The organism is Wolbachia endosymbiont of Drosophila ananassae (assembly GCF_008033215.1).
Classification (GTDB): Bacteria; Pseudomonadota; Alphaproteobacteria; order Rickettsiales; family Anaplasmataceae; genus Wolbachia; species Wolbachia pipientis.
In genome coordinates this window covers 700,714-726,849 of record NZ_CP042904.1, presented here as the reverse complement: position 1 = coordinate 726,849, position 26,136 = coordinate 700,714, and the positions used below count along the sequence as shown (strand labels likewise).

The window sequence follows — 26,136 nt, the reverse complement described above, 5'->3', positions numbered from 1 at the left end:
GCGTGACGCTGGGATGACAAAAAAAGGAGCACTGGAATGACACCCTACTTAACCGTCATACCGCGATTCATTCGCGGTATCTCTTAACATAGATCCCCTACTATACCTTAACATAGATCCCGCTAACAAGCAGCGGGATGACGAATTACTTAACCATCATTACACCGTCATACCGCGATTCATTCGCGGTATCTCTTAACATAGATCCCCTACTATACCTTAACATAGATCCCGCTAACAAGCAGCGGGATGACGAATTACTTAACCATCATTACACCGTCATACCGCGATTCATTCGCGGTATCTCTTAACATAGATCCCCTACTATACCTTAACATAGATCCCGCTAACAAGCAGCGGGATGACGAATTACTTAACCATCATTACACCGTCATACCGCGATTCATTCGCGGTATCTCTTAGCCGCTAACAAGCAGCGGGATGACGAATTACTTAACCATCATCTACACCGTCATACCGCGATTCATTCGCGGTATCTCAAAGCATAGATCCCGCTAACACGTAGCGGGATGACGGTTGTTGTTTAGCTATAAATATTAAGGAATTTACTAAATGAAAAAAAAGGCAAAAGAAGCCCTGGGGTTATTATCCGCTTTAAAATATTGGCGTTTTTTATGTTTTAAACGCTTGACAAGCAAGATTAAGCTGCTTTTAATTGCAACTAACTTACGCTGCAAATGTTTAAGAAGTTTACTAAGCAGAAAAAAAGACAAAGAATCCCCGAGTTAGCTAGTCTTTTACTATCTCTGTCGAGTATTGGCATTTTTTGATGTCTTGTAACGCTTTATAAGCGCGTTCAGCTTATTTAGATAAAAATCTAGATGTAGATGAAGTTTTGTAAAGACATACAGTATCTATATACTGCAAAAAATTGAACATAAGACGCCGATACATTAAGTAATCCTTACCTTTTAATCTGCAGATTGGCGAAAGCAAATACAATAGCTTCACTATCATGATAAGGGCGCTGGCGAAGGGTGTCAAGTAAGTTTTTTCGTTTCTATTCCCAATAAAAGTTTGTTATATGGTTATGCAAGAAGTTTAATACTCATAGTTTCAAGCATATACTGAAATATTTCATTAGCTATAGCAACATCTTGGCGTGGGGCTTTGCCGTGTTCTATAAACACAGAGATTGCATAGCGCGGGTTATGGTAAGGGCCATAAGCGATAAATAACTTATGACTTTCACCCTTAGAGTTTATCTCTGGTGTACCGGTTTTACCGGCAATTTGTATACCGCTTAGCCCTTTCTTATAGGTTCCAGTTTTAGAATTCACCACATCAAACATAGCTTTTCGAACTATGCTAAGATGCTCACAATCCACATCAATATCGGGAAAATCTTGTATCGTTTCATTCATCTTAATGCGGGGAATTACCTCTTTTCCTGTTGCAATCCTCGCTGCAAGAACTGCAAGCTGTAGTGGTGTTGTAAGCATATACCCTTGTCCTATAACTAAGTTGATAGTGTCACCTAAATACCACTGCGAATATAGCTTTCGTGTACGCCAATCTCTATCTGGCAACAACCCTGGAGCTTCTTCTTTAAACGTTCCAATCAGTGGCCCACTTCCAATACCAAATTTTCTGGCCATTTCTACTAGAGAGTCTACACTTATTTTTTTCCCTATATTATAAAAGTAAGTGTTGCATGATAATGCCATTGCCTCATTTAAAGATACATACCCATGGACTTTGCTTTTCAGACAACGAAATTTCCGCTCACCTATTTTCATATAGCCCTTGCACGAGAATTTCTCTTCTGGTGTTATTATCCCGTCTTTTAAACCCGCAAGCGCAACTATTACTTTAAATATTGAACCAGGTGGAATTTGATATGATAACGCACGATTCACAAGCGGTAATGAAGGAGCATTCAAGCTCTCCCAAGTCTCATTTGATAGCCTGCTAGCAAAAAGATTATTATCGTAAGAAGGTGAATTATATAATGCTAAAATTTCTCCATTATTTACATCAATTACCACTGCGGAGCCTTGGTGATCTTTAAATACCTCTGCGGTTTTCTCTTGCAGATTAATATCAATTGTCAGTTGTACATCTTGTCCGTCTTGTTGTGGTATGCTTGATAATTCTTTTATGACGCGTTTTTTAGAATTTATTTCCTGCTCAGATTTTCCTGACTTGCCTTTCAATATATGATCATATGTATATTCAATACCGCTGATTCCTACTTCGCTTATGCCTTGCTGTCTTTTTGTATATCCGATTACATGAGAACACATTGAACCAAACGGGTAATAACGTTTATAAAGAGCAGTTATTTTTTCTGACGATTTTGCTATTTTAGACTCGACTTCTGATAATGTCTGCAAATCAACTTCCTTACCAGAACCATCAAACAAAACAACATACGAAATTTTGTTTACCGCAAGTTCAATGCTATTCCTATCTAAAATTTTGCCCCGCTTAGGCATAATAGTAGCAACTCTTATTCTATTACTATTAGATAGTGCTTCGTACTTTTGTCTGTTTCGTATTTGTAAATTATATAACCTGCAACTAAAAACCGCGGAAATGGTAAGCTGAATACCACCTAATATGAATGCTCTGCGGTTAAAGACTTTATTTTTTGTCCACATAACATTCCTTCAAAACGCACTTTTTTCCCCTCTTTTATTGTTACACTTCTGGCTTTTACCGTATTACAAACCCTTTTTTCCCACTCACTTAAGGTCACAAACTTATAACCTGATTTTTTTAGTATTTTAATAATATGAGGTAAAGCTTCAATTGTGTTTGACCTGTTATTGTGATCATGAAACAGTATAACTGCTCCATTATGTACATTACTTAAAACTCTTTCAACTAAAGTTTCTGGCTTATCACCTTGCCAATCTAGCGAATCAACTGTCCATAATATTGAATACATATTTAATTGATCAGTATTTTCAATCAGATTATCGTCATAACATCCATATGGCGGACGAAACCATTTTACATCTTGTTTTATTGCATTTTTAATTGCTGTATTTGTCTTTTCCAATTCTTGCAATTGTTCCTCACTTGAAAGTGATGTCAACTTCCTATGCGACCAAGAGTGATTGCCTAACTCATGACCTGATTCATGAATTTTCTTTACTATTTCAGACGTTTTTTCATTTATACGTTCACCAAGCACAAAAAATGTTGCTTTTGCTTCATAGCTTTCCAGAACATTAATAATATCGTTTATTCTATTGTTGGAAGGTCCATCATCAAACGTAAGCGCAACAAACTTATCGTCGTTATTCAATAATTTTTTTATATTACTTAAATTTCTATATGATAGATCTAGATTACAACTGAGCCCACAGTATGGTAAATTAAAATTACAATCACTACAAAAAGCCGTACTTGAATATAGTAAGAAAAAAGTGATTATCCTTATAAACATTTGTAATCAGCAAAGTGATAGAATACTACACTTTTTTGCTAAGTTAAGCCATCTTTAATTGCTGTAGCCTTTACTTCATCGCTTCTTTAATATATTATATTAACAATTTTATATAATATATTATGATTGCAAATATAAATACCGTTGCGCTTCAGGGAATTAGCACAGTAAATGTCAATGCACAAATTCATATGGCAAATGGTATTCCAGCTTTTAAAGCAACAAGGACAACATTGCAAATTTAGAGTTCAAAAGGGTTATTCCTCGAGAACTACTGCGTCAGAAAGCTGGCGTTGAATTTGTATATAATGTTGACCTTGGAGGTTTTTATGAATAATAGTGAGAGAAAAGAAAAATTGGAAACTCGCATTTTATCAAGTAGAGGAAGGTCTTTACTTGACCATGAGCTACTGGAACGTACTCTATCTGAATGTGAAGAAGGAAGAGAAGTGGCCAAAAAGCTAATAGAGCTCTTTAGTAGTTTAGGAAGGGTAATTAACGCTGACTTTCATGAGCTAAAAAATGTTACAGGAATGAATGATGGAGCAATAGCAAGTATCTTTTGTCTGAAAGAGATTTTCGATAGGATACTGAAAGGTAAGTTAAAAAAGCTGTCGATTCTTGATAACAGAGAAGAGCTACTAAAATACTTTAAAACAGCAATAGGGCAGTCACGAAAGGAAAGCTTGCGAGTAATATACTTAGATCGAAGTGGTCATTTGATATACGAGTATATTCAAGACTGTGGAACTATAGACAGAGTACCTCTATATGTGAGAGAAATAATCAAACAGGGATTACTGATCGATGCATCATCTATTGCAATTTCACATAATCATCCAAGTGGAGATACAGAACCATCAAAGGAGGATGAGGATAACACACTTACATTAGCTGCAACCTGCGAAAATGTAGGAATGAAATTAATAGATCACATAATCGTAACACAGAAGAGCCACTTTAGTTTTTATGATAGTGGTTTATTGTAATCTGTAGACCGGAAGGAAAGTTCTCCAACTTTCCTTCTTTTTTTCTACTTCATAAATTAAAAAATTCAATATAAGCTTGAGCAGCTAAAATTAGTAATGAAAGGTGGAATTAGGCAAAAAAATAAAAGAACTTAGATTATACTGTGGTTTAACACAAACTGAGTTGGGAAAGAAAATAGGCGTTTCGTATAGACAAATACAAAGGTACGAAAATAGTTCAAACCAAATTTTGGCCAGTAGGCTATACGACTTAGCAAAAGCACTATCGATTAATGTGGCTGATTTTTTTACTGATGTGCATGTCGACTCACATGAAACTTATGATGAAGAAATACTAAAATTAGTCAAAGGATATAATGAAATTAAAAGCAAAAGGTTACGTAGCGTAGTTTATATATTGGTAAAATCTTTTTCTCAAAGTTACAATGAGAGTTAGTATTGCTTCAATACCTCAGTTAATATATTAATAAATGATTGTACAAGATGAACAACATCCTATTGATAAACAAATAGGTGAAAGAATAAGGAAGAGAAGGTTAATATGCGGTTTTAGCCAAAGAGACTTAGGAAAAAAGCTCGGAATTTCATTTCAGCATATACAAGGATATGAAACTGGAGAGGTAAGGCTTGTAATTGATAGATTGTATAATTTGGCAGAAGCTTTGTCCGTTGATATGTCATATTTTTTTACCAAAGCTTCTGAAGACTTACACGATAAGGCCTTTTGTAGCGATGTGGGTAGTGAAGAAATATCAAGGCTAGTGAGGGAATACAGGAAAATTAAGGATGAAACGTTGCGTGATATTGTGCATTCAGTGATAAAAGCGCTTGCCAATAAATAATATTGCCTGAATATATCTTCAATCCACTTCTACAAGCAATGCTAGTTAAGGTAAATTTTTTATGGTAATTTTGATTAAATTTCAAGAACTACTTTACTTTGCAATAATTATGGCTATGTAAAAACATAGCCACCAATCAAGAACGTCCTACAGATGTCGTTTTGGTATCTTTTAATTTGCTCACCCAAGAAAAGGTCTCACTACTTTTAGAATTTTGGTCGCCCCACCTTCCACATCTAGTAAAGCTGCCTTTTTCCACTACTTCTTTAACAGACATTCCACCAAATAAACAACCCTTTCCTACGATTTCTCCTATTTCTTGCAACTCGTTCCACATTTCTTCATCTTCTACCTCAACTTGTACTTGATGATAGTCTTCTGTGTCATGATATACCATTAAATTTAGCTCTCCTAGGCTAGTGCAAAGTGTTACTGTAAAAGCGCTGTTATCGGATATATCTACGTAATTTCTTTTACCGTCTTTCCCAGTTTTGACCTCAACTTCACCATCACCTATTTTTATGATACTATCGCCAAGGTTTAAGTCTCCTTTACTTAAGCCCAAATTTTTTGCACCTTCTACAACTTTGGCAACATCAACTATGCAGCTATGTGAAAATTCAATATAGAAGGTCTTATTATCGATTTCTACATCTTCAACAGTTCCTTCTATAGTAGCGTCTTCTCCAACTTCCCTAAGTTTCTTGAGCCTACTATATATTTGTGGCTCAATTTCTTTTTGCACTTTTTGATACATTTCAGCTATTTTCTTATCAACTTGTACATTAAAATCTGCTCCATGTAAGGCTAACTTTCTGATTATATCTTCTTGTTTATTTTCTTTGAATTCATCACGATACATCTTAAACATTGTAACGTTAGTGAAGCTAAAGCCATCTTCGTTGCGAGCGTTTACTCTTATTCCTAAATCCAAAGCTTCATCGACGATTTTACTTAATTTGTCTAGATTTTCAGCTGCAATAGCTTTTTCCAAGAATTCATTTAATTTCACATTTTCATATTCACTTAGCCTTATCTTGCATAAAGCTGATCGAAATGGATTGAGCTCCTCAGGATATGTTAAGACAGGTAATTTACTAATCTTTTTATTTGCTGTTGGAGCAGCTTTTATAAAATTAGGTAATAACCCTTCTTTTGCTATTCGCTCTACCGCTTTTAACATTTTACTAGACAATTTTTTACCATTTATTTTTTTCATTGTAACCCTCATTTAATTTCATTACTATTCGATCATATCGTGATAAATATTATTTAATTGTTAATATTATACGACTTATTGATTTACTATATATTATAATAACAAGTTTTGCGGGCATCTACACTAGAAAAACACATCCTATAAAAATTATTTCAGTTTCAACAAAAATGGGGTATCGTAATCGTAAAATTGAAAAAAATGGATATCCTATCTTACTCTACTGAAAAGCTGAAAAAGCATTGTCAGCTACTTGATGATGAAGAAAAAATAGTTCTATATGAGCAGCTGCTAGACAAGGCTAAAGATATACTTGAAAACTCAAGAGATGATATTGCAAAGTTGAAAGAGGTAAGCAAAGCAGTTGTAGCAATAGAGGAAACTACCGATAAGCAGTTACTAGAAAAGTTTAATGATGATCACCCGCTAAGAGAAGTGGACATTTTAATCTACTCTCCTCAAGGAAATACTGAATATCTATTCAGCATAGATAACTCATCAGAGCTTTATGATTTAAAAGAAGATAAAGAAAAAGCTCTTTATAATGCAGTAAAGTTAAATGATGTTGAGCTTGTAAAAAAGCTGCTAATGATCCTTTCACCTACAGAAGTAAGTAATTTTGACACGAAATACTTGGAAGAATTGAAAATATTGCTGTCAGGAATTCACAAAGAATTGCAATTATCACAAGATATGAAAAATTATCTTGAGAAGACGATAAAGTTCTATAGTTTTTTATGTAGTAATTTTAACTTACTAGTTACAAATCCTACTGACGTAAAAGCCATAATTGATCTATTTGCTGCTCAACCAAATATTGATTACCAAATAGATAAGCTTCTACTTTCTTTTATTGTAAGAGATGTTGAGGAAAAAAAGCTAAACTCTGAAATTAGTCATATGATAGAACTTCTTGAGCAACACGAAAGATTTGCTGAGCTCGAATACAAGGTTAGAAGATTAAGATCAGAGTTTGCAAGTGGCAAAAGCAGATACTCGGCTGAAGTAATACGAAATAGCATTGCAGAACGAGAAAAAGAGATGAGGGAAATTGAGAAAAAATACGTAAGGCCAAACGATTTAATTAGCGAGAGGCAGAAATTATTAAAGCAATTACTTTGCTAGCTTTTTTTCCACTTCATAAAATTTGTTGTAAATTTGAATAAGAGGTGAAAAGTGCAATTAGGTAAAAAAATAAAACAACTTAGGTTAGATCGTGCTTTGACACAGACCGAATTGGGAAAGAGAATAGGTGTTTCGTATAGACAGATACAAAAGTACGAAAATGGTTCAAATTGTGTTTTGGCCAGTAGATTATATGATTTAGCAAAAGCACTATCGATAGATGTTGCTAACTTTTTTACTGATATGCACACTGACTCACATGAAGCTTATGATGAAGAAATACTAAAGTTAGTCAAAGGATATAACGAAATTAAGAGCAAAAGGTTACGTAGTGCAGTTTATATATTGGTAAAATCTTTTTCTCAAAGTGATAATACATAGTTAATATTACCTGATACGTAAAATGACTATACAACATCCTATCGATAAACAAATAGGTGAAAGAATAAGGAAAAGAAGGCTAATGTGTGGTTTTAGTCAAAGAGACTTAGGAAAAAAGCTTGAAATTTCATTTCAGCATGTACAAGGATATGAAAGCGGAGAGATTAGGCTTGTAGTTGATAGGTTATATAAATTAGCAGAAGTACTATCGGTTGATATGTCGTATTTTTTTACCAAAGCCTCTGAAGACTTACATGATAAGGCCTTCCATAGCGATGTAGGCAGCGAAGAAATATCAAGGCTAGTGAGGGAATATAGAAAAATTGAGGATGAAACTCTGCGTGACATTGTTCATTTAGTGATTAAGGCTCTTGCTAATACAGGCTTTAAAGCATAAATTCTCTCCTTGAGTCGTTGAAGAAAACTTAAACTTTCATTTTCTTCATCATTTTGCTTTTCTTTCACTTTGATGCGTGTAGTTATACCCTACACAAAGTATAATGTTTTAAAAATAAAAACCTGCACCATAAAATATTGAGATTTAGAATATTAACTTATAAAGTCTTTTCGGCAGTTTTAGTGAGGGTCTATTAGCAAGGATGTTGGAGGTTAGAAATGACTATATCTGAAGGTGTAATACAGGGTATAAGGCATAATGATAAGAACGCGATAGGGGGATGATTTTTTGGTCAAGGTGGCTGTGCACCATCCAGCTAAGTTTGATAGCTTAGAAGTAACAAAATTTTTAGTAAATAATAAAGGTGTAAGTTTTAACGCTAAAACTAATGACGAAAACAAGCCTATTCATATTGCAGCTGATTTTTGAAATATCGATATTGTAAAGTTTTCTCTTAATAAGGGAGTAGAAGTTGGTACAAAAGGTAAAAACAATTGGACTCCTTTGCATTATGCTACCAATAAAGGATATCTAGGGATTGTAAAGCTTCTAATATAAAAGCAACAACAAGAATCATTTATTAATTCTAAAACCACAGATCAGTCTACTATGCTGCCAAGGAAGGACATTTATCAGCTGTAGAGTTTCTCATAGAAAAAGGAGCAAGAATTGATATTAAAAATTCCAATAATAGATCACCATTGGAACTTGCAAATGATGGAGGACATGAAGAAGTTGAAAGTTTACTAAGAAATGAATTACTTCTTGATGCTGTCAAGAGAAAAGACCGCAGTGGAGTAGAAGCTCAACTTGATAAAGGGGCTAATGTTAATTATGTACGTCGAGAAGATGGCTGTGCACCATGCTGTCAGTTATAACCATGAAAATCTTGAGTTTGTGAAGTTCTTAATAGGGAAAGAAAAGGTGAAATTATTTAGCACCAAAGATTAAAGAAGATATAGTAAATGGGAGGCAGCCAAGAAATTTGAAATTAGTTGATTTGAGAGAAATACCGGTGTTGTGGAGTGAGCAGATGGAAAAATTGTAAGGAATGGCGTCTTAATTTACAAAAGTAACAGAAAGAGTACGTGCCAGAAGGAGCTGATACGAAGGGCCATTCCAAAAGATGTTGAGGAAGTCAAGATTGATGTAAAAAAGCAAATCAATGTTATAAAAGCTGACACTCAATTATGCAAAAATATCAATATAAATGACGAAGATTTTAGCATGCTAGATACGACAATGGCAGAAAATGTATCGAATTTTAGCTGCACATTTTAATAATAGATCTGGGGAAAAATTCTATAGAAATCGAAAAATGCAACGTACAATACTCTAAATCCCAGCATACAACTCGAGAAAGTAGTACATGTGGACTAATCTACAGCTTCCTTTGAACCTGAAAGCGTACTTGAAAATTCATAAGTGCTAAGTAAATTCTTTTTTAACCATCTAAATAAACTTCCTCCATCATTGCTGTGTAACAAGTCATATACGGAGCTATGATCCACTTACAAGTAGTGACTTATGTTGGTGAGATTCTATCTTTAACTCGTCCATACTACACCTTGGTAAGCTTGAATAGCATTTTGCCAAGATTTTATTACTATTAAACAGTGGTTCAAAATGATCATGTCCCTTATTTACTATATGTAAGACATTATTGTCATCATAATCTATCCTATTATACTCACCTGTACTTCTTGATCCTAAACTATCTATTAGTTGATGCAAGGATGGATCTTGTTGTTCATCAGTAGCATGTAATGGATTACTCTCTACAACATGCAATTTTACACCATACTTTCCGCAAAGTATTCTACCTTCAACCTCAGGATCACCCCATCTATTGTTATTTAGAATATTTTTTGCATAAAAATCTGGAGTTTCCCTACGCACCACGCCATTATTATCATGACTGTTAGTAATAGCATTTATGAACCATTCTGGTGGGTTATTTCGTGCAAACTCTTTACAATATTGTCGCAATTGCTCAACAGTAGCTTTTATCCCTAATTGTTGTTCTAGTTCTTGTCTAAACGAATCAAAAAAACAGTTTCCATCTTCAATTGCTTGTCCTAAATAGAAATTATCAGGTATGTTTGATTTTTGTTCTTTATCACCTTGTTTTTCTGCTTTTTCAATAACTCCTTTCTCTAAACCAAAAATCTTACTCCAGTTATATTTACCTTCTAACCCCAATTTTTTACTTTCCTTTTCTGCTGCTTTAGCTAAGTCTGTTTTAGAAATATCCCCTTTTTCTTCACAGAATCTAGATAAAGTTTTAAAGATTTCTACCAGGTGAGTTTTTATGTCAAAATTCTTCTCCTTTTTTACAATATTAGACTCAATATAGCGTAAATCCTGTAATAGTTGTTGCTTTTCATTTACAGTTTGAGCAGCTGAACTAACTGTTTCGGAATATTGACAAAGTTTTCCTGATCTAGTAAAGAAACCTCGTTCTATGGCTTGATCAACTGGTAACCCCCCTAGTAAGCAATTCTTACCTATTTTTTCGTTACAATTTTTTAATTCCTCCAGTAAATCTTGATCGTTCACCTCTACTCTTATTAGATCTTTATTTTGTGTATCAGGATATAACCTGACCTCTAGTTCCCCCTGAATGGTATAGAAAGTTAATACTATATCACCACCTTCTGTAAGATCTGTGTAATTCCTTACACCATCTTTTGTGATAATCTCTACTTCACTATTACCGATCTTTACTATATTTCTTCCACACTTTACATCTCCATGGGTTAGCCCTAAATCCCTTGTTCCATCTGTAATTTGTGCAACATCTATTGTACTGTCCTCTGAATATTCTAAGTAAAAAGTAGCGTTATCCATTTTTGCACGATTTAACTTGCCGTTGGTCGCATTTTTTGCGATTTTCAGGAATTTCTGAGTACAATTAACATACTTTTCATGAGCTTTTATCATATTAGCTTTGTGATCTTTAAATTCTAATTCCAGTTCGCCAATTACATCTATACTGTTTTTAGTATAGCACGCTGCTCCCCACGATACCAACTTACATACTATATCACTTGCAACTTTAGGATTCTTTTCTAATCTACTAATTTCTTTTATTACATAATCTGTAAAGTTGTACTTTTCACCTTGAGAAGATTTTTTAGCGAAATTTAACATTACTCCGAAATCTATAGCTCTATCTACAACTTTTTCCAGTTGATCCATACTTTCAACTTGAGATATGTCATTTAAAAATCCACCTAGCACTATCTGTTGGTTTGGGATACTCCATAAAGTCCTAGGTGGAAGCAAACACTTTTTCTTCTTATTGCACATATTTGCATCTTTTTTAGGATCAGTTGCTCCTGCCTTTAGAAGTAAATCCACTGCTTCTTTGCAAGTAGCTCTAGCATAACTAAGTACTTTTGACATACCTACTCTATCCTGAACAATGAAAATCATTTTGAGATCCTGACTATTCTTATGTTTATCCAGAAACTTGCCTAAATTTTCAATAGCCTGACGATTAAAAACTTCACCTATAACATGAGGTTTTTTATAATATTCAGGCGAGAGTATACCTAAAAGTATATCATACAGCTCTTTACTCAACTTTTTCTGATTGTCAGTTAAGAAGCATTCTAAAATGTGGCAGTTATTATTATCAATAGCAGTTTGTAATGGGGTTTTTCGTTTATTGTCCCGTATGTTAGGATCAGCTTTTCCCTCCAAGAGTAGATTTATAGTGAGATACCTATAGTTACTATCAGCAGCATAATGTAAAGGTGTTTTCCCTTCATTGCTTTCTATATTAGGATCAGCCCCTGCTTGTAGAAGTAAATTGACTAAAGTAGGACCGCTCTGATCATCATTGAGTCTTGAAGCAGCATGCAATAACGTTAATCCTGACTCTCCCCTTTTAAGGTTAAGAACAACTTTTAAATCTTGATCGTCCTTGTTATTTTTTAAAAAATTTTCAAGTTTTTTAGTATCGTACTCATGAAGATAAGAACCTATACCCTTAAGAGTTTTTAGTAATTCTTTATTTAACTTTTTTTGATTCTCGTTCAAATTTGTTGTATGAGCAAGCCATATACACACCAGCTCCTCAAATGAACATTGACCATCAACTAGAGATCTACCTCCATTTAATTCAGATGGAACCCATAAATATTTTTTAATTAACTCGTACTCTTCATCCAATAGTTTGTCTGTTTCTGACCACTCTTGTCCAGGACTTAATTTCTCTTCTAGCTTTTTGCTCGCTTGTTTACTTTGCCCGTTGATAGCTTCAGCAATAACCATATTTTCCTCCTAGCTTGATATATTATGTACAATATATAATATGAGTCAAGCTGATTTTAATATAATATTTTTATTATTTTGCAATTTTTGAGTTTTTGTAGTAAGTTCAGGTGTTTACATAAACTTTCTTTTAACCTAATAAAGATGCCTGATAGGATAGTAAACTTGCAACCTTGATTCAGAGTGTTAAGCAATCAACATAGCAGAATTTATAGTCTCTTTCCTTCCACATCAACTTCAACTTGACACTTCTATAAAATTCTCCGACATTGATTTTGAACTTACTACACGGATTTTTTTGCCTGCCCATCTGTAATCCACTACTCAATAAAGCCGATCTGGTTACAAAATGAAGTAGTCAATATAACACTATCAACCAATTCTAACTATAAACCTTGTATCTTGAAAAAAGCATCTAATGTTTTAAGCTTAAGCATTAGTTGGAGAAGGGAGGAACTCTGATATAAACCTTAGATATAAAATCTGTTTTGCAGATAAGAGCTCCCTCTCAAAAGTATAGGCTGGACGGCGTCTTAGAAAGACCTAAATGGTTCTAATTCTGTATTAACAAGGTTAGCCTTACTTTTCATTTTTAATGGTAACGTATGGGGTTATATATGATCAACAACTTTCTTGGCATAGATGTATCAAAAGATCGCTTTGATGTTTTTCTCTCATTTATAAGTAAAAAAGGAAAACGTGAAACTAGGAAAAGGAGCTTTAAGAACGATGATCATGGGTTTCAAGGTTTACTGAGCTTTCTACAAAAACATAATGTAGAACAAGTAAAAGCCTGCATGGAAGCTACCGGTTGTTATAGTGAAGCTTTGGCTGAATTTCTACACAATACTGGACATTTTGTTAGTGTTGTAAATCCTTATTGCATAAAATCCTACGCAAGAAGTAAGCTTACACGGCAAAAAAATGATCAGACTGATGCAGAAATTATTGCTGATTGTTGCCAAAGACAGGAACCTACTCGTTGGACACCACCTTCTCCTGAACTGAAAAAATTAAAACATCTTTATCGTTGCTCGGTTGCGTTAAAAGATGAATTGATATTAGTAAATAACCACTTAGAAAAAAAAGAGAGACTGCCCAAAGAAGTTGCAAATGCTTGGGAAGACCTTGCAATGAATATAGCTCAAAAAATAGAAACAATAAAAAACTCCGTACGTGAACTATTAAAGCAACACAAAGAGTTGTTGGAAAATTTTCAACTTCTACTGACTATTCCAGGAATAGGAGAGGAATCAGCAGTAGCTATTTTAGCTGAGGTTCCTGACATAGAAGTTTTTAGAAATGCCAGACAATTGGCAGCATATGCAGGAGTTATACCGAGAAATATAACATCAGGTTCATCTGTATATGCCAAACCCAGATTAAGTAAATCCGGTTCACAACCATTACGTAAGGCACTTTTCTTTCCTGCCATAGTAGCTAAGAATCACAATCCTATTATTATGAGCTTTTGCCAGAGATTAAAGGAAAAGGGTAAGCATAATATGGCCATAGTTGGGTCTGCAATGCGTAAGTTACTTCATATTGTTTTGGTATTTTAAGATCAAAAAAGGCTTTTGATCCTGACCATATCAAAAACTACAGGGCCAGGAGGTTAACTGAAGGTTTAGTACTTTAAAATCAAAAAATGCTTCCATTCTATCTTATGTAAAATGGCATCTTACACAAATTCATTGAATGTAATTGGTATGTTGATAAGTAAATTAGTTTTATATATACAAGACAGCAGAAATTTACTTATCAACATAACTATAATCTGTATCCGCTATACAGGATGTGAGTTGGAAGTATTTTTTAGTTTTACAATACAGCCTAGGCAATGAGACAATTTTTATAAATTTTTTGTTGACTGACAAGACGGCGTCTGCTATTTATGACAGACAATTAAACTCTCAATAATCCCTTTTATCTATAAGGAAAGTCGTCCACAGTGTCAATTCCTAAGTTATCTTTTATGCGTAGAACATTACTAACTGCTATAAGGGTATTTGGGACATTTTGTGCTGGTGCTGGCGCTTGATCATTAAATACGGCATACGAGAAAACCATTTTATCTCCATCAGTAATGCGATCAAACCCTCTACTCTGCAGATAACCCTCCACCTGTTCATCTGCTTCTTCTTCTCTATTTTGTACGTCTGCTTCAGTGGCAGCAAACTTTAGCTCTGTTCCAATCGGATAAGTACCTCCCATCCTTCCTATAGCTCGTGACAATACTAAGTCTAACTTTCCTCCTCCTCCAACCTGAAATTCACTAACTACCCTAGCAGGATTATCGCAAGTGTAAAATAATCCATGCAATGCAGCATGAAACCCAGCTTCTCTAGCATTATCTCTGTTCACTACCCATGCTAATGATTGGAGTCCTGCATTATTTGGCTGGGGTGGATTTAGCACGTTGGAAATTGCTTGGTAAAACCGTTCATGACTGTCTGGATCTTCATTTTCCCAGCCAGTATTCATCATTACATTTGCAGCGCGATGCACATTACTAACGCCACCTATTCGTAAAAGCTCACCTTGAAAAGGCTGATTACCTCTATCAAGCAGGTAGTCAGCAGGCGAGTCAAATGTTTCTACATTAACAGTTAAACCAAGATTATCATTTACTCCTCTTGTCCTTCTATTTATGGTCAAATTACACACCACTTCATGTACCATAGCATTCGGCCAACGCGATAGATCCAATCCATTGTCCGGAAAAAGTTGATTAGCCAATACGTGGCGAACATGAAATACGATCACCTCCTCCTTCTGGTCTCTACCTCGTGATACATGCAAAACCATAGTCAAAGCACGATCTCCAATATTTACTTGTGTATTGTATCTTTGCTCATCTAACATTTTTGCATTACCGTCATAGTGAAACAAGTGCTTATCTACTATTGCACGATTTCCTTCTATTGGCACAGTTCCTTTTGCAAATGCAATACTTGCGAAAGCAAATCCACTTGTATAGAGAAATATTCTTCTATCTCTAGCGTTAACACCACCCCTATTCCTAATACCTGGTACAGCAGGTACACCAAAGGCTGGATGGAGTAGATAATCCCTAACATTTTCTCCAATCTCCTCATCCTCTACAGGTTCAAATAATCTTTCCATTAAAGAAGAACCTTTTGCTAAAAAAGCCCTCACACCAAGCTGTAAACGTCCTGGGTTACCAAAATCGAAATTCACTCCAGCGGAGACAGCTCTTGGTGATAATGTTGGAATAGATATGGATGAAACGGGACATCCATTAACATAATTTCCAGCCTGCTCTAATGCACGGCCAGCATTCCTATCTGCTCTTCTGCCTGCCTTAAGTTCAGTTACACAGGGAACAGAATTAATTAACCTCTGTGTACCACGTACAATAGAAGTAATATCTGCATATCCACCACCTACAAACAGCTCAAGGTAAATATTGGCTACATTGCGATATCTAAAATGCATCAAAACACCGGAAACAAAACCATGATAGTCAGACTCTCTACCATAGAAGTCCAATGCCTGACTATATCTATCGTAGACACCAATAATATGCTGAAACACTTCCTCAGTAGTGTCGTGTACATCATCTGCATCATCACTTTCTAGCTGATTCATCAAATCCGGTAAATAATTATTTTGCAGCCCAGGTGTTCTGGTAATCTCTTGAAAACTATGTCTACGAGTTAAATAAGATGCATGATTTCCAGTAAACGGCCCTTGTCCTGCCTGAAATATCCTACATCTTACTGCTTCCTCTTCTTCATCTTCACCTTGATTATCCGCCCATATAAATGTTTTATACTCTTGCCATTCAAGCTCTTCATCTCGCAGGATACCTTCCAGCTGCTCCCTTTCCTGCTGGCTAAACCTAGAACCGTAGCTATTCTCTCTGTCAGCAATAGTATAGCACCTTACAACTCTTCTGTTATTTCCATCAGTTGTTAGAATTGCAACCTTTAGATTTCCCCTTCCAGGACTACCTGGATCATTATCAAAACGAAAGAAGATTCTTTCATCATTGTTTGCAACACCAGAATCATGTGCAGTAGCAAACATGCCAAAAAAGAACGCAGGAAAAAAGTGATCTTTGCCAACTGAATGCAGAAAAGATGGACATGAATCCAAGAAATATTCAAACTTTTCCGTGAATTCTCCACAATTTCCATTTATTAAACTTCTAACTAACCCATGCATAAAATACTCCTACTTATTGCGACCAGAAAAACTACTAACTTCAGTGCTTCCTAGTGTAGACTGTGGGTCACCAGCTCCACCAAAATCACCTCTTCCGTTAGGCACGGATACCGTATCTAATTCAGCAAACAACTTTTCTGCTAATTTACCATAGTCTATATTTTTTCTCATACCATCCCTACCAACCATTTTTAGGTTATCAACAACAGATTTTTTAAAATACATAAAACTTTCAACTGCACAAAACTCTTTGGCAAACTGTAGTACCTTTAACACCTCTTCCTTTTTTGTACAACCAAGTTGCCAATCGACAATCAATCCTGCAAGCGCACGCTTAATCGGAACCCTTCCATTAGAAAAAAATACCGCAGCTTTTTCCTCACGCCCCTCATGATTATTGAAATTACCACACTTTATAAGGTTCATTATAGCTTCCCTAGCTTGAATAGTTGACTCAGAATTTTCGAGCATCATGTCCGAAAGTGAGGAGAGAAGAAGAGTATAACTCCTAGGTGAAAGTATCTTATCCTCCAGTATTTTATCTTTAAACATCGGAAGTATAGCTTGCATCGTATCAAAAAAACCTTGATGTATCAACGCGCTAAAGAGAGAGTACACTCCTTTATCTTTTTTTGATAGCTCAGAATCTTTAAACAGCTTGTTTTTTGCTTGATCGCTCATTTTACTAAGACAAAAGTCTAAAGTAACAGCACCATTATGGTCACATTGAACAGAGGATAATATAGTAACTGCATCAGTAATTTTCCTTTCTCTTTCTCTTTCTTTTTCATTTAGAAGGCTATAAAAATATTCTACTCCTTCGCTCCACTTAAGTTCTATAGCTTTCTTAAATCCTTCTGTTGCGCTGACATGCTTCTTAAATTCTCCAGATTTTTTATCAACCCAAAAGCTAAATACAGGGTCTTGACTCTTCATATAACCCAACAACTCACTCTTTACATATTTGTTATTGCTAGTTGCAGGCTTACCATCATCATCTATCTCTTCAGAAGAGAAGCTACTTTTGTAAGATTCAAACTGCTTCTGAAAGAGCAAAGGAATTTTATCTATCACGCAGTATCGACATGCCATATCATATATAGGAAGAGGGTTCTTTATTTCGCCTATTTTTTCTTCAGTAAACCTCTGTCCTAAGATTGTATTGTTCAATCTCGTACCTGACCAACAACTTTCATCGCGAAATATGTTGTATAAGAATTGTAGCTTATCATCTTTAAGATATTCTACCTGCCTAATGTAAGTTTTTACCCATCTTTCAATAGCTGAACGCCTTTCAGCCATGACCTTGGAATCTGTATGTTGAATAACACTCTTTAACTTACTAAGCACTGCAGCATGACGCTCCATCTTTTTTGGCATTGTACCTCCTATATAAAAATATTGAGAGTACTATGCAAAAGTTAGAATTAAATAGCAACACTAAAATCACCAAAGATAGAAAAAACTCCATGCAAAATATTTTCTATGTTCGAACAAATACAAAAATTCTATTGGAATTATAAGAAATACAAAAGAAAACATCCTTTACCGTTCAAGAAGTTAAACAAGAATCACAAGCGATAAAAGATATACTTACGTTATCATCACAGTCTAAAAATCTAGGCTATAACAATCAAAAAATAAGCGCAAAACCAAAAATAGTGGGAGCGGTTCTTAAAAAATCAGTTAAAAGTAAATCGATAGTACCATTAAGAGCTGAGAATCAAGATTATAGACAAGTAGTGCCAAAAGTGGAGGTGCCTGTTATAGTGGTTAATCGCAAGATGAAAAGTAAAGTAAAAGCAACAGTGGAAAATTTTGAGCAAAACCAAGCAAGAGAATGTGTAGGTATGCAACCCGCTAAAAGTAGTGCCATTATAGCAGCACAATCAGATGTTGGTATAAAGAAAAATCCATTAAAAGTTGCTTCCCAAGCTCAGTCATCCTTTATGAGAAATAAAAGATCTCTAGAAAATCCTGCAAAGTAGCAGTTTGATCATGAGCCTTGTGAAAGCTCTCTTAATTACACATGTAAACGTAAAGCAGTTAGTTACACAGTTTGAAAGACACCTAGAAATAGAGTGAATCCAAATAGATTCTCTAAAAATAGAGTTAAATTTGTTACTTGTTATAATTACAACTTCTATAGACCTGTTGCAAAAGGAAAGCTGCTGTTTTTTACGGTAGTTATTTTCAAAAAAAATCTGATTTACTTTACAGCAGGTCTTATATTATTTTGAAACTTGTTTTTCTACTCTAACTGCCTATTCTGTAAAACCTAAAGAGGTATGCATAAAAACTACTTGCATTGCTAATGTTATTCATTAGCATATAATCAAATCTAATATAGGTTTCTATATAAAATAGGCAGTGGAATTTATGCTCAAAGTGGAGCGTTCAATAGATTACTTAGAAAAAGAAAAAAATAATTCAGAAGCTTCCAAAATATTAGAGAAAGTACAACGTATAGGACAAGCTTATAAATCTTCTGAACTTAAACGTTATCGTAGGTTTGATAGTGATGGTGAAAGAGAGAAAAATACAGAGCTATTTTCTGCTATAAGAAATGGCAACCTGCAGAAAGTACAAGATCTTTTAAAAGCAGGAGTAAAGCTTAACATCATTGATAAAAATAATAAAGATAATACACCTTTACACTATGCTGTTGAAAGGGATAAAAAAGAAATAGTTAGAAAATTACTGCAAGAATGGAAGGCAGATGTTAACGCTAAAAACAATAAAGGTGATACACCTTTGCATATTGCTGTTTCCAGAAATAACAAAAAACTTGTATCGCTACTTCTAGATAAACAAGCAAGAAGTGATATCAAAAATAATGAGGGTAAAGAGCCATATGAATTAGCTAAAAATCAAGAGGTAAGCTATATTTTTAAACATAGGAGCTCTCATTCTTCTGACTATAATGATATTATGAGTCAAGCCAATCTTAATGAGGAGTTGATAAAAATTGTTAAGAGTAGCACCTCAGAAAAATAAAAATCAAACGACATTGAAGATCTTTTGAAGAAAGGAGCGAACATTAATTTTCAGGACGCTAATTATGAGTTAAATACACCGTTACATGCGGCTGTTCGCAAACAGGAACCTAAAGTAGTTAAGCTGCTTGTCAAAAATGGAGCAATACAAATCAAGAATAGTAAAGGTAAAATGCCACTAGATATTGCTAAAAGTCTTAATAACGAAGGTATTATTCAAGAATTAGGCAGAGCTTCACTTCTAAAAAGGGCAAATACTGGAGAAAACAAGCCAGAAATTGGTTCTTCTAAAAAGCCAAGAATTTCCGTAATCGCTCACAGAGATAAGGTGATTTACAAAGTAAATATAAAAGTGTAAAGAAATAGGAAGCTAAATATGGAATGGGTAAATGACAAAAGTGCTGCAAGAAAAGATTGTAGCAGAAAACGCTAATCTCAAGGAAGAAATAAAAGCGCTGATCAGAGAAAATGACAGCTTGAAAGCAAAAATAGTTGAATTACAAGACAAATTGGGCTTAAATTCGCAAAATTCATCGCTGCCACCATCACGAGATATATATCGTAAGAAAGCAAAAAAGAAAAGTGATAAAAAACCAGGAGGTCAGCCAGGACATAAGGGGCATAAGCGTGAATTAATGGCTGCAGACGAGGTAGTGAGCTGCACAATTGATACGATTTGTATGTGTGGAGGTAAGGTTACTTTAGAAGATGAAATTATTCATCAGAAGGCAGAATTGCCAGAAATTAAGCCAACTGTAACTGAGTACAGATTGCAAAGAGGACATTGTAGAGTATGTAATAAAAGAATTACAGCAAATTTACCCGAAGGTGTTGCAAGAGATCTTCTAGGATCTAATGCTAAAACAATTATAAGCAGCCTTAGCGGCTTTTTTATTAACTCAAAAAGAGAGGTACAGCAAATTTTAGGCAGTATTTTTAATCTAAATATAAGCCTTGGTTTAGTCTCAAATACTGAACGCAGGGCATCGAAGAAGTGTGCATCTGAATATGAGAAAATGAAGGAAGAGTTACAAGGAAGCGAATATTTGCATATAGACGAAACAGGACACAGAAATCAAGGAAAGAGAGGCTGGAGTTGGGTAATAACGAACAAAGCGTTGACACTTTTGAAGGTAAGCGAGTCTCGTGGTAAGAAGGTGTTGAAGAGTTTACTGCCAGAATATGATGGCATAGTTGTGAGCAATAGATACGCTGTATACAATTACTTCAATCGTGAAAATAGACAGATATGTTGGACACATTTGGCAAGAGATTTTGAGAGATTTGCCCATAGTAAAAATGTTGAAGTGAGCAAAACTGGCCAAGCACTAAAATCGCTCAGCAATAAGGTGTTTGTAGTAGACAAGGAAAAAAAACACAATTCGATAGATAATTTGAGATTTTATCGACTGATGCGAAAAATTCGGAAAAGGGTAAAACATTTTTTGCGTAAAATGACGAGGGTTGTAAATAGCACTCAAGCTTCAAGAATGGCCGCTAAGATGTTACGGTCTGAGGATATGATGTGGAAGTTTTTAAGAAAACCTGAAGTGATAGAAACAACCAACAACCTTGCAGAACGGCAAATTAGACGGTACGTAATTTATCGTAAAAACAGCTTTGTATCCGTTCAGGAGAGTGGTTTAAGAAACAATAGATAGGAGATTTTGGAAAGGATTGAGACCCCTTTATTTCCAAGTTAAGTATAATGAAATTATCCGCTCAAGGAATGTATTTCCCCGCTTTGATTGTGTAAAATATGGTATCCGTTCAGGAGAGTGGTTTAAGAAACAATAGATAGGAGATTTTGGAAAGGATTGAGACCCCTTTGTTTCCAAGTTAAGTATAATGAAATTATCCGCTCAAGGAATGTATTTCCCCGCTTTGATTGTGTAAAATATGAGTTTTTGCGATAAACGACATAATGCCGAATTTGCCGTTCAGCGTGGTTATTTGTCAGCGGAATATTTTCTGGGTCATCTAAAAATTTCCACATCATTCTTTCAGATCTCAGAACATTTTTTGCAACTCGAGAGGCTCCAATTGCTTCAGGTAAACGAGATATCTCCTTCAAGTAATACTTTGTACGTTTTCTTAATTTTCTGGCACGTCTGACAAACCTCAAAACATCTATCTCACTTTTTAGTAAAGCTTTTTTTAGTGCAAATAATTCAGTGGCCACGTTTCTCAAGTAACAACCCAGAACTTTAACTTCAATATTCCAACTATGTGCTAATCTTTCAAAATCTCTTGATAAATGTGCCCAACAGATTTGCCTGTTTTTATCGGCAAAATAATTGTATGCTGCATACCTGTCAGTTATTACCAAGCTATTGCGATTGCAGAATTTACTATTTTGTAAAACTTTCATTCCTCTTGACTCTGTAAATTTTACAAAACTTGCCGTATTGCTTGCAAACATCCAACACCAAGCGAGTTTACCTTTGTTATAATGGCTCGTTTCATCAATATGTAGAACTTTACTCCTACTTATCTCTTGTTCGATCTGCTCATACATTTTTTTGCATTTTGAAGCAACTCTATGTTCACTATTTGATATGCTACCGACGCTTATGTTCAAATTGAAGATATCATTTACGACACTCGCTATTTCGCGTTTTGAATTTTTGTAGAATCCGCTGAACGCTGCAATTATTGACTTAACCCTTGGACCAAATGTATCTGGCGTAACACCTTCCGGTAACTTGCTACTTCTTCTCTTTCCGCATCTCCGACAACGGCCATGTTCTAACTGATATTCCACTACATAAGGCTTGATTTCTGGAAGATCAACTTTCTGATGAATATATGGTTTTTCACATATTGCAATTTCTCCTCCGCATTCGCAAGTATTAGGCAACTCTATCTTTACTACTTTATCTGCATCCATGTTGGCGCGAAAACTTCCTTTATGACCAACCTGACCGCCAATATTCCTTTCGCTTTTCGGCTTATTCTTTTTTATTTTATACAACTCTTTGGAACTTGGTATTGATGAATTTTTTGAGCTTAAACCGAGTCTTTCTCTTAACTCAGCATTTTCTATCTTTAAAGCCTTATTTTCTGCTTTTAAACTTTCATTCTCTTTTTCCAATCTTTCTATTTTTGCTTCTAACCTTTCTATTTTTTGCTGTAAATTTTTGCAAAGTTCTAAAAGGTTTACCATATTATTTCACTTTTGCTCTATGATTATCTTTTTAGATCACCTTGTCTACCTTATTCTGCCACTCCGCTGAACGGATACACAGCTTTTTCACCTGGTCAGAACGTGGGGAAAGATTCGTGGAAAGAATGTTGTCAATATTTTTGACATCACGTCTAAATGGCCAAAACCCCTTTCAAAAGCTACAGAATCTACTAGCTGTCACTGCTTAGTTCTTTATTCATTCTCACAATCCGTGAACGGTTACGAATTTCCTTCATGAAAAAAGAAGAGCCTGAAGGAACAAAAATCGAAGAGGATGAATCAAGAACATACCTTGCTTCTGGATTAAATAATACTCTTCATGGCAACATTTACCAGCTAAAATTGTTAATGTTATTTTTAAAGCGTGGACTAGATAAAAGCTACTCTTTTCGTTTGGCTACAGAGTAGAATAATGCTGAAAAATTTGATGATTTGGTTTTTATATGTAATAATTCAAAATCAAAAAAAATATATCGTTTTTTGCAAGCAAAACACAAGCAAAATAAGGAGGATAATAAAATTGGAATAAGCGATTTACTCACAAAAAATAAAGATGGTGAATTTAATTTGGCAAAGTATTTCATTTCCTACTTAAAGATTAAATACAATCAAGACTTTATCAATGGTGAACTGAAAGATTTTGTTATTTGTACCAACATTGATTTTGATCTAGATCAAAGCAGAACACAAGATGCAGTAAAAAAGTTGAAAGTGCAAAAAAAATAAAGGAAAGGAAATTTTGGTTGAAACAATTAAAGATAATGATGTCTTCTTTAAAGATGGCGGTGAGAGATATAAGCTTTCTTATGAAGTATATAACAATGTTACAAAAAATAATATCATAGAATTCAGTAGGATTATTCCTAGGATGTTTCTATGTTCCAAAAGAGGAAACTTAAATAACAAAATAAATACCCTTTTAATATACACAGAAGGCATTCTATAGCTAACTTAAGTAACCAGATACAACTATAACTTTTATTGTTTAATAACATTTGTGCCATTCTCTCTAACTTGAGCTTATGGTTTAAAGTACTTAATGACCAAGAGCATAATTATTACTACAAATAGGTGGTCTTAGGCTTTCAAGATGACTATTTACTTTCAGCGAATCGTCCAAATCATGCTCTATTTTTTGTGTTTTTATCTCGAATTTAAATCCTAATTTTTCGCAGAATTTTTGAAAATATTCTTTAATAACATCAAACAAGTTTCTACTTTCCCCTTTATAATTTTTTAGTTCCTTAGGAATAGTAAGTAATAATTTGCCATCTTTATAGGTTACACCATCTTGAGACTCAAGTACAAATTCAAGTGAAGTCGATAGATCGCATATTTTTTCTCCTGGGTTATCAAACTTCGTTACGAACACTAACATATCAGATTTTACTTTTGTACTGATTGGATCAGCACAATCAATACACATTGTTTTATTCTTGCTATATTCCCCTTTTAATCCATATTCCAAGAGTGAACTTTCAAGAATAGGGATGCTTACAGCAAATTCATACCCCGCTTGGTTACAATTAGTGATTATTTCTTCTAAAATAGGGTCATTCGGAACACTTGCTTCTGCGTATTGGAACATTTCCTTAAAGACTTCTTTTACAAATGGGCGATAGTTCTTATTCTCATCTCCTACTTTTAGTAATAGATGCAGATGCTCTCTTCCAGCATTGTAAAATCTCTCAAAATCTTTCCCATATGAGGTGGTTTTCTGATAATCAGGAATTTCAGAATTTTTGCAGTGACTTTTCCATAATTCACATAACGCATTATGTGCAAGTTCCTTTTCAAGATCCTTGAGGACTGAATCAACAAAAGCTCTACCATAATCTGTATCTATTTCTCTTTGTTTTTCTCTTGCGGTTTCACTACTGTATATATCATAACTATTAAAAAGGTTGCTTTTGCGATATTGAGCTCCTTCAATTAATGCAGAGGTTAAAACTGTATCTATAATTTTTCCATTAATAACAAAGTTCATTCTTGGAAAATCGAAATACATTGTTTCACCAGAGTTTGCTGATTTATTGCTCTCACCAGCCTTTAATTCACTAAAACCAAATTCTTTAATTTTAGCCTTCAATGTAACTATTGGATTTGCCTCACTCATACTCCCTCTTTCTTCAAAGTCAATTATACCATAAGAGTTATTAATAGATTATTGACAATATGTAAGCTTAACAAAGGCTTTACACTATCTGTATAATAAATACGCTAAGACAAAAATTTAGATCTAGAAAAGATAATTGAACTTTATTACATTCCATCTATAATAATTTAAAGTAGCAAGCCTCAAACTAGAAGCCTGCTATTACTTACTGGTTACTTTACATCAATTCTCTTGATATGTTTCTCCGACTTAGGTATGGTTACGTGCAATATTCCATCTGAAAAATTAGCAGACACTTTATCTTGCTCTACATTTACTGGAAGCTGAATAGACCTATAGAAAGATCCATAGTATCTTTCTCGATGGTAAAACTGCTTATCTTTTGACTCGTTATTACACGTCTTTTCACCCTTCACTATTAAGCTGTCGCTAGATATACTAATGTCTATGCTTTCTTTGGAAATACCTGGTAGCTCTAGTGAGAGACAATAGCTTTCTTTTGTTTCATAAAAATCGCAAGCTGGTAATAGACTACTACCTCTTCTGGAAAGCTCTGAGTCCCATCCTGTAAAGAAGCTATCAAATATGTTATCAACGGCTCTTTGTAGTCCTCTTACACTAAAGTTATCACATTTATTGTTTTTATTTGAATGAACTATATTACTCATGTTGTACCTCCTTTCACTAATATATGCATTACGTAATCATTCTACTTACTAATTTCAATCCTAAATCTAAAGTCAGAGCTTTTGTTAGATGTGAAAAGTTGTTCCAATTTACTATGACTTGATTATGAGAAAAAAATCTTATTTGGATTACCATGGGTAATGCTATAAACTAGATTAATTGTAGTACGTAGAGTTATTGCATTCCTCCCATTTCTGCGATTATTTTCTTCATCTTCATTTGATAAGTATTTTACTTTCCAAACTTACCTCCAATGATTTATTTAATATTCCCCAACTTTTAGTGCACTAAATTTGCTCATTTTTCCTTA

General features: G+C 34.5%; 24 protein-coding genes and 3 pseudogenes. 18 read left to right on the top strand and 9 right to left on the bottom strand.

Annotation, left to right across the window (positions count from 1 at the left end):
• Positions 1-1,049: 1,049 nt before the first annotated feature.
• On the bottom strand, positions 1,050-2,624 hold the full coding sequence (locus EA652_RS03530) for a penicillin-binding transpeptidase domain-containing protein (protein WP_006280388.1): 1,575 nt from the start codon (positions 2,622-2,624) through the stop codon (positions 1,050-1,052).
• Entirely contained in the window at positions 2,579-3,418 is an 840-nt protein-coding gene (locus EA652_RS03525; RefSeq protein WP_006280389.1) for a polysaccharide deacetylase family protein, read from the bottom strand. The genes EA652_RS03530 and EA652_RS03525 overlap by 46 nt, the downstream gene beginning before the upstream one ends.
• A gap of 122 nt (positions 3,419-3,540) precedes the next feature.
• Here EA652_RS03525 and EA652_RS07290 point away from each other — a divergent pair, with 122 nt between their 5' ends.
• The 4 genes from EA652_RS07290 to EA652_RS03510 all read left to right on the top strand — a co-directional run bounded on the left by EA652_RS07290 (position 3,541) and on the right by EA652_RS03510 (position 5,249).
• Entirely contained in the window at positions 3,541-3,663 is a 123-nt protein-coding gene (locus tag EA652_RS07290) for a hypothetical protein (RefSeq protein WP_255317433.1), read from the top strand.
• 84 nt (positions 3,664-3,747) lie between these two features.
• A complete protein-coding gene (locus EA652_RS03520) occupies positions 3,748-4,407 on the top strand; it encodes a JAB domain-containing protein (protein ID WP_012673223.1) in 660 nt (219 codons plus the stop codon).
• 103 nt (positions 4,408-4,510) lie between these two features.
• A complete protein-coding gene (locus EA652_RS03515) occupies positions 4,511-4,843 on the top strand; it encodes a helix-turn-helix domain-containing protein (protein ID WP_041582615.1) in 333 nt (110 codons plus the stop codon).
• 34 nt (positions 4,844-4,877) lie between these two features.
• Entirely contained in the window at positions 4,878-5,249 is a 372-nt protein-coding gene (locus tag EA652_RS03510; protein WP_041582616.1) for a helix-turn-helix domain-containing protein, read from the top strand.
• A 136-nt stretch (positions 5,250-5,385) separates the two neighbouring features.
• Here EA652_RS03510 and EA652_RS03505 read toward each other — a convergent pair whose 3' ends face one another.
• The gene (locus tag EA652_RS03505; protein WP_121721671.1) at positions 5,386-6,468 is read right to left on the bottom strand and encodes a hypothetical protein; all 1,083 of its coding nucleotides are present in this window, start codon (positions 6,466-6,468) and stop codon (positions 5,386-5,388) included.
• A gap of 198 nt (positions 6,469-6,666) precedes the next feature.
• Between EA652_RS03505 and EA652_RS03500 the strand changes: the two genes are divergently transcribed.
• The 7 genes and pseudogenes from EA652_RS03500 to EA652_RS07545 form a co-directional block, all read left to right on the top strand.
• Positions 6,667-7,590, top strand: coding sequence for a hypothetical protein (locus tag EA652_RS03500; protein ID WP_012673225.1), 924 nt, complete (start codon positions 6,667-6,669; stop codon positions 7,588-7,590).
• Positions 7,591-7,641: 51 nt separating this feature from the next.
• Positions 7,642-7,971, top strand: a complete 330-nt coding sequence (locus tag EA652_RS03495) for a helix-turn-helix domain-containing protein (protein WP_007549995.1) — start codon at positions 7,642-7,644, stop codon at positions 7,969-7,971.
• A 22-nt stretch (positions 7,972-7,993) separates the two neighbouring features.
• Positions 7,994-8,368, top strand: coding sequence for a helix-turn-helix domain-containing protein (locus EA652_RS03490; protein ID WP_007549999.1), 375 nt, complete (start codon positions 7,994-7,996; stop codon positions 8,366-8,368).
• 297 nt (positions 8,369-8,665) lie between these two features.
• A complete protein-coding gene (locus tag EA652_RS06940; RefSeq protein ID WP_007551899.1) occupies positions 8,666-8,797 on the top strand; it encodes an ankyrin repeat domain-containing protein in 132 nt (43 codons plus the stop codon).
• 3 nt (positions 8,798-8,800) lie between these two features.
• Positions 8,801-8,926: an ankyrin repeat domain-containing protein gene (locus tag EA652_RS07440; protein ID WP_084741744.1), complete on the top strand. Its 126-nt coding sequence runs from the start codon at positions 8,801-8,803 to the stop codon at positions 8,924-8,926.
• 59 nt (positions 8,927-8,985) lie between these two features.
• A pseudogene (locus EA652_RS06935) lies at positions 8,986-9,246 on the top strand (hypothetical protein); the annotation flags it as partial.
• 50 nt (positions 9,247-9,296) lie between these two features.
• Positions 9,297-9,416: pseudogene (locus EA652_RS07545) on the top strand (zinc ribbon domain-containing protein); the annotation flags it as partial.
• 452 nt (positions 9,417-9,868) lie between these two features.
• Here the strand turns inward: EA652_RS07545 and EA652_RS03475 are convergent.
• Complete coding sequence (locus EA652_RS03475; RefSeq protein ID WP_012673226.1) at positions 9,869-12,649, bottom strand: ankyrin repeat domain-containing protein; 2,781 nt, start codon at positions 12,647-12,649, stop codon at positions 9,869-9,871.
• Positions 12,650-13,266: 617 nt separating this feature from the next.
• Between EA652_RS03475 and EA652_RS03470 the strand changes: the two are divergent.
• Positions 13,267-14,288, top strand: a pseudogene (locus EA652_RS03470) (IS110 family RNA-guided transposase).
• Positions 14,289-14,575: 287 nt separating this feature from the next.
• Here the strand turns inward: EA652_RS03470 and EA652_RS03465 are convergent.
• Together EA652_RS03465 and EA652_RS03460 are read right to left on the bottom strand one after the other, a co-directional pair.
• Positions 14,576-16,840, bottom strand: coding sequence for a hypothetical protein (locus tag EA652_RS03465; RefSeq protein ID WP_012673227.1), 2,265 nt, complete (start codon positions 16,838-16,840; stop codon positions 14,576-14,578).
• 9 nt (positions 16,841-16,849) lie between these two features.
• Complete coding sequence (locus tag EA652_RS03460) at positions 16,850-18,220, bottom strand: hypothetical protein (RefSeq protein WP_012673228.1); 1,371 nt, start codon at positions 18,218-18,220, stop codon at positions 16,850-16,852.
• 281 nt (positions 18,221-18,501) lie between these two features.
• On the opposite strand from EA652_RS03460, the gene EA652_RS03455 reads away from it, so the two are divergent.
• From EA652_RS03455 to tnpC, 4 genes are all read left to right on the top strand, one after another.
• Positions 18,502-18,828, top strand: coding sequence for a hypothetical protein (locus EA652_RS03455; RefSeq protein WP_007549972.1), 327 nt, complete (start codon positions 18,502-18,504; stop codon positions 18,826-18,828).
• 391 nt (positions 18,829-19,219) lie between these two features.
• A complete protein-coding gene (locus EA652_RS03450) occupies positions 19,220-19,837 on the top strand; it encodes an ankyrin repeat domain-containing protein (protein WP_007549519.1) in 618 nt (205 codons plus the stop codon).
• 24 nt (positions 19,838-19,861) lie between these two features.
• A complete protein-coding gene (locus EA652_RS03445; protein ID WP_007549517.1) occupies positions 19,862-20,194 on the top strand; it encodes an ankyrin repeat domain-containing protein in 333 nt (110 codons plus the stop codon).
• A gap of 31 nt (positions 20,195-20,225) precedes the next feature.
• Positions 20,226-21,497 carry an IS66 family transposase gene (gene tnpC, locus EA652_RS03440; protein WP_007549515.1) on the top strand — a complete coding sequence of 424 codons (1,272 nt, stop codon included), beginning with the start codon at positions 20,226-20,228 and terminating at the stop codon, positions 21,495-21,497.
• A gap of 122 nt (positions 21,498-21,619) precedes the next feature.
• On the opposite strand, the gene EA652_RS03435 is transcribed toward tnpC, so the two are convergent.
• Positions 21,620-23,002, bottom strand: a complete 1,383-nt coding sequence (locus tag EA652_RS03435) for an IS66-like element ISWen3 family transposase (RefSeq protein WP_007548562.1) — start codon at positions 23,000-23,002, stop codon at positions 21,620-21,622.
• Positions 23,003-23,257: 255 nt separating this feature from the next.
• Between EA652_RS03435 and EA652_RS06930 the strand changes: the two genes are divergently transcribed.
• Both EA652_RS06930 and EA652_RS03430 read left to right on the top strand, forming a co-directional pair.
• A complete protein-coding gene (locus tag EA652_RS06930; protein ID WP_007549098.1) occupies positions 23,258-23,431 on the top strand; it encodes a hypothetical protein in 174 nt (57 codons plus the stop codon).
• Between the two features lie 72 nt (positions 23,432-23,503).
• Positions 23,504-23,749, top strand: a complete 246-nt coding sequence (locus EA652_RS03430; protein ID WP_146038228.1) for a hypothetical protein — start codon at positions 23,504-23,506, stop codon at positions 23,747-23,749.
• Positions 23,750-24,059: 310 nt separating this feature from the next.
• Here EA652_RS03430 and EA652_RS03425 read toward each other — a convergent pair whose 3' ends face one another.
• Together EA652_RS03425 and EA652_RS03420 are read right to left on the bottom strand one after the other, a co-directional pair.
• Positions 24,060-25,139, bottom strand: coding sequence for a hypothetical protein (locus tag EA652_RS03425; protein WP_007549100.1), 1,080 nt, complete (start codon positions 25,137-25,139; stop codon positions 24,060-24,062).
• Positions 25,140-25,351: 212 nt separating this feature from the next.
• On the bottom strand, positions 25,352-25,807 hold the full coding sequence (locus tag EA652_RS03420) for an Hsp20/alpha crystallin family protein (protein WP_007549102.1): 456 nt from the start codon (positions 25,805-25,807) through the stop codon (positions 25,352-25,354).
• Positions 25,808-26,136 lie beyond the last annotated feature (329 nt).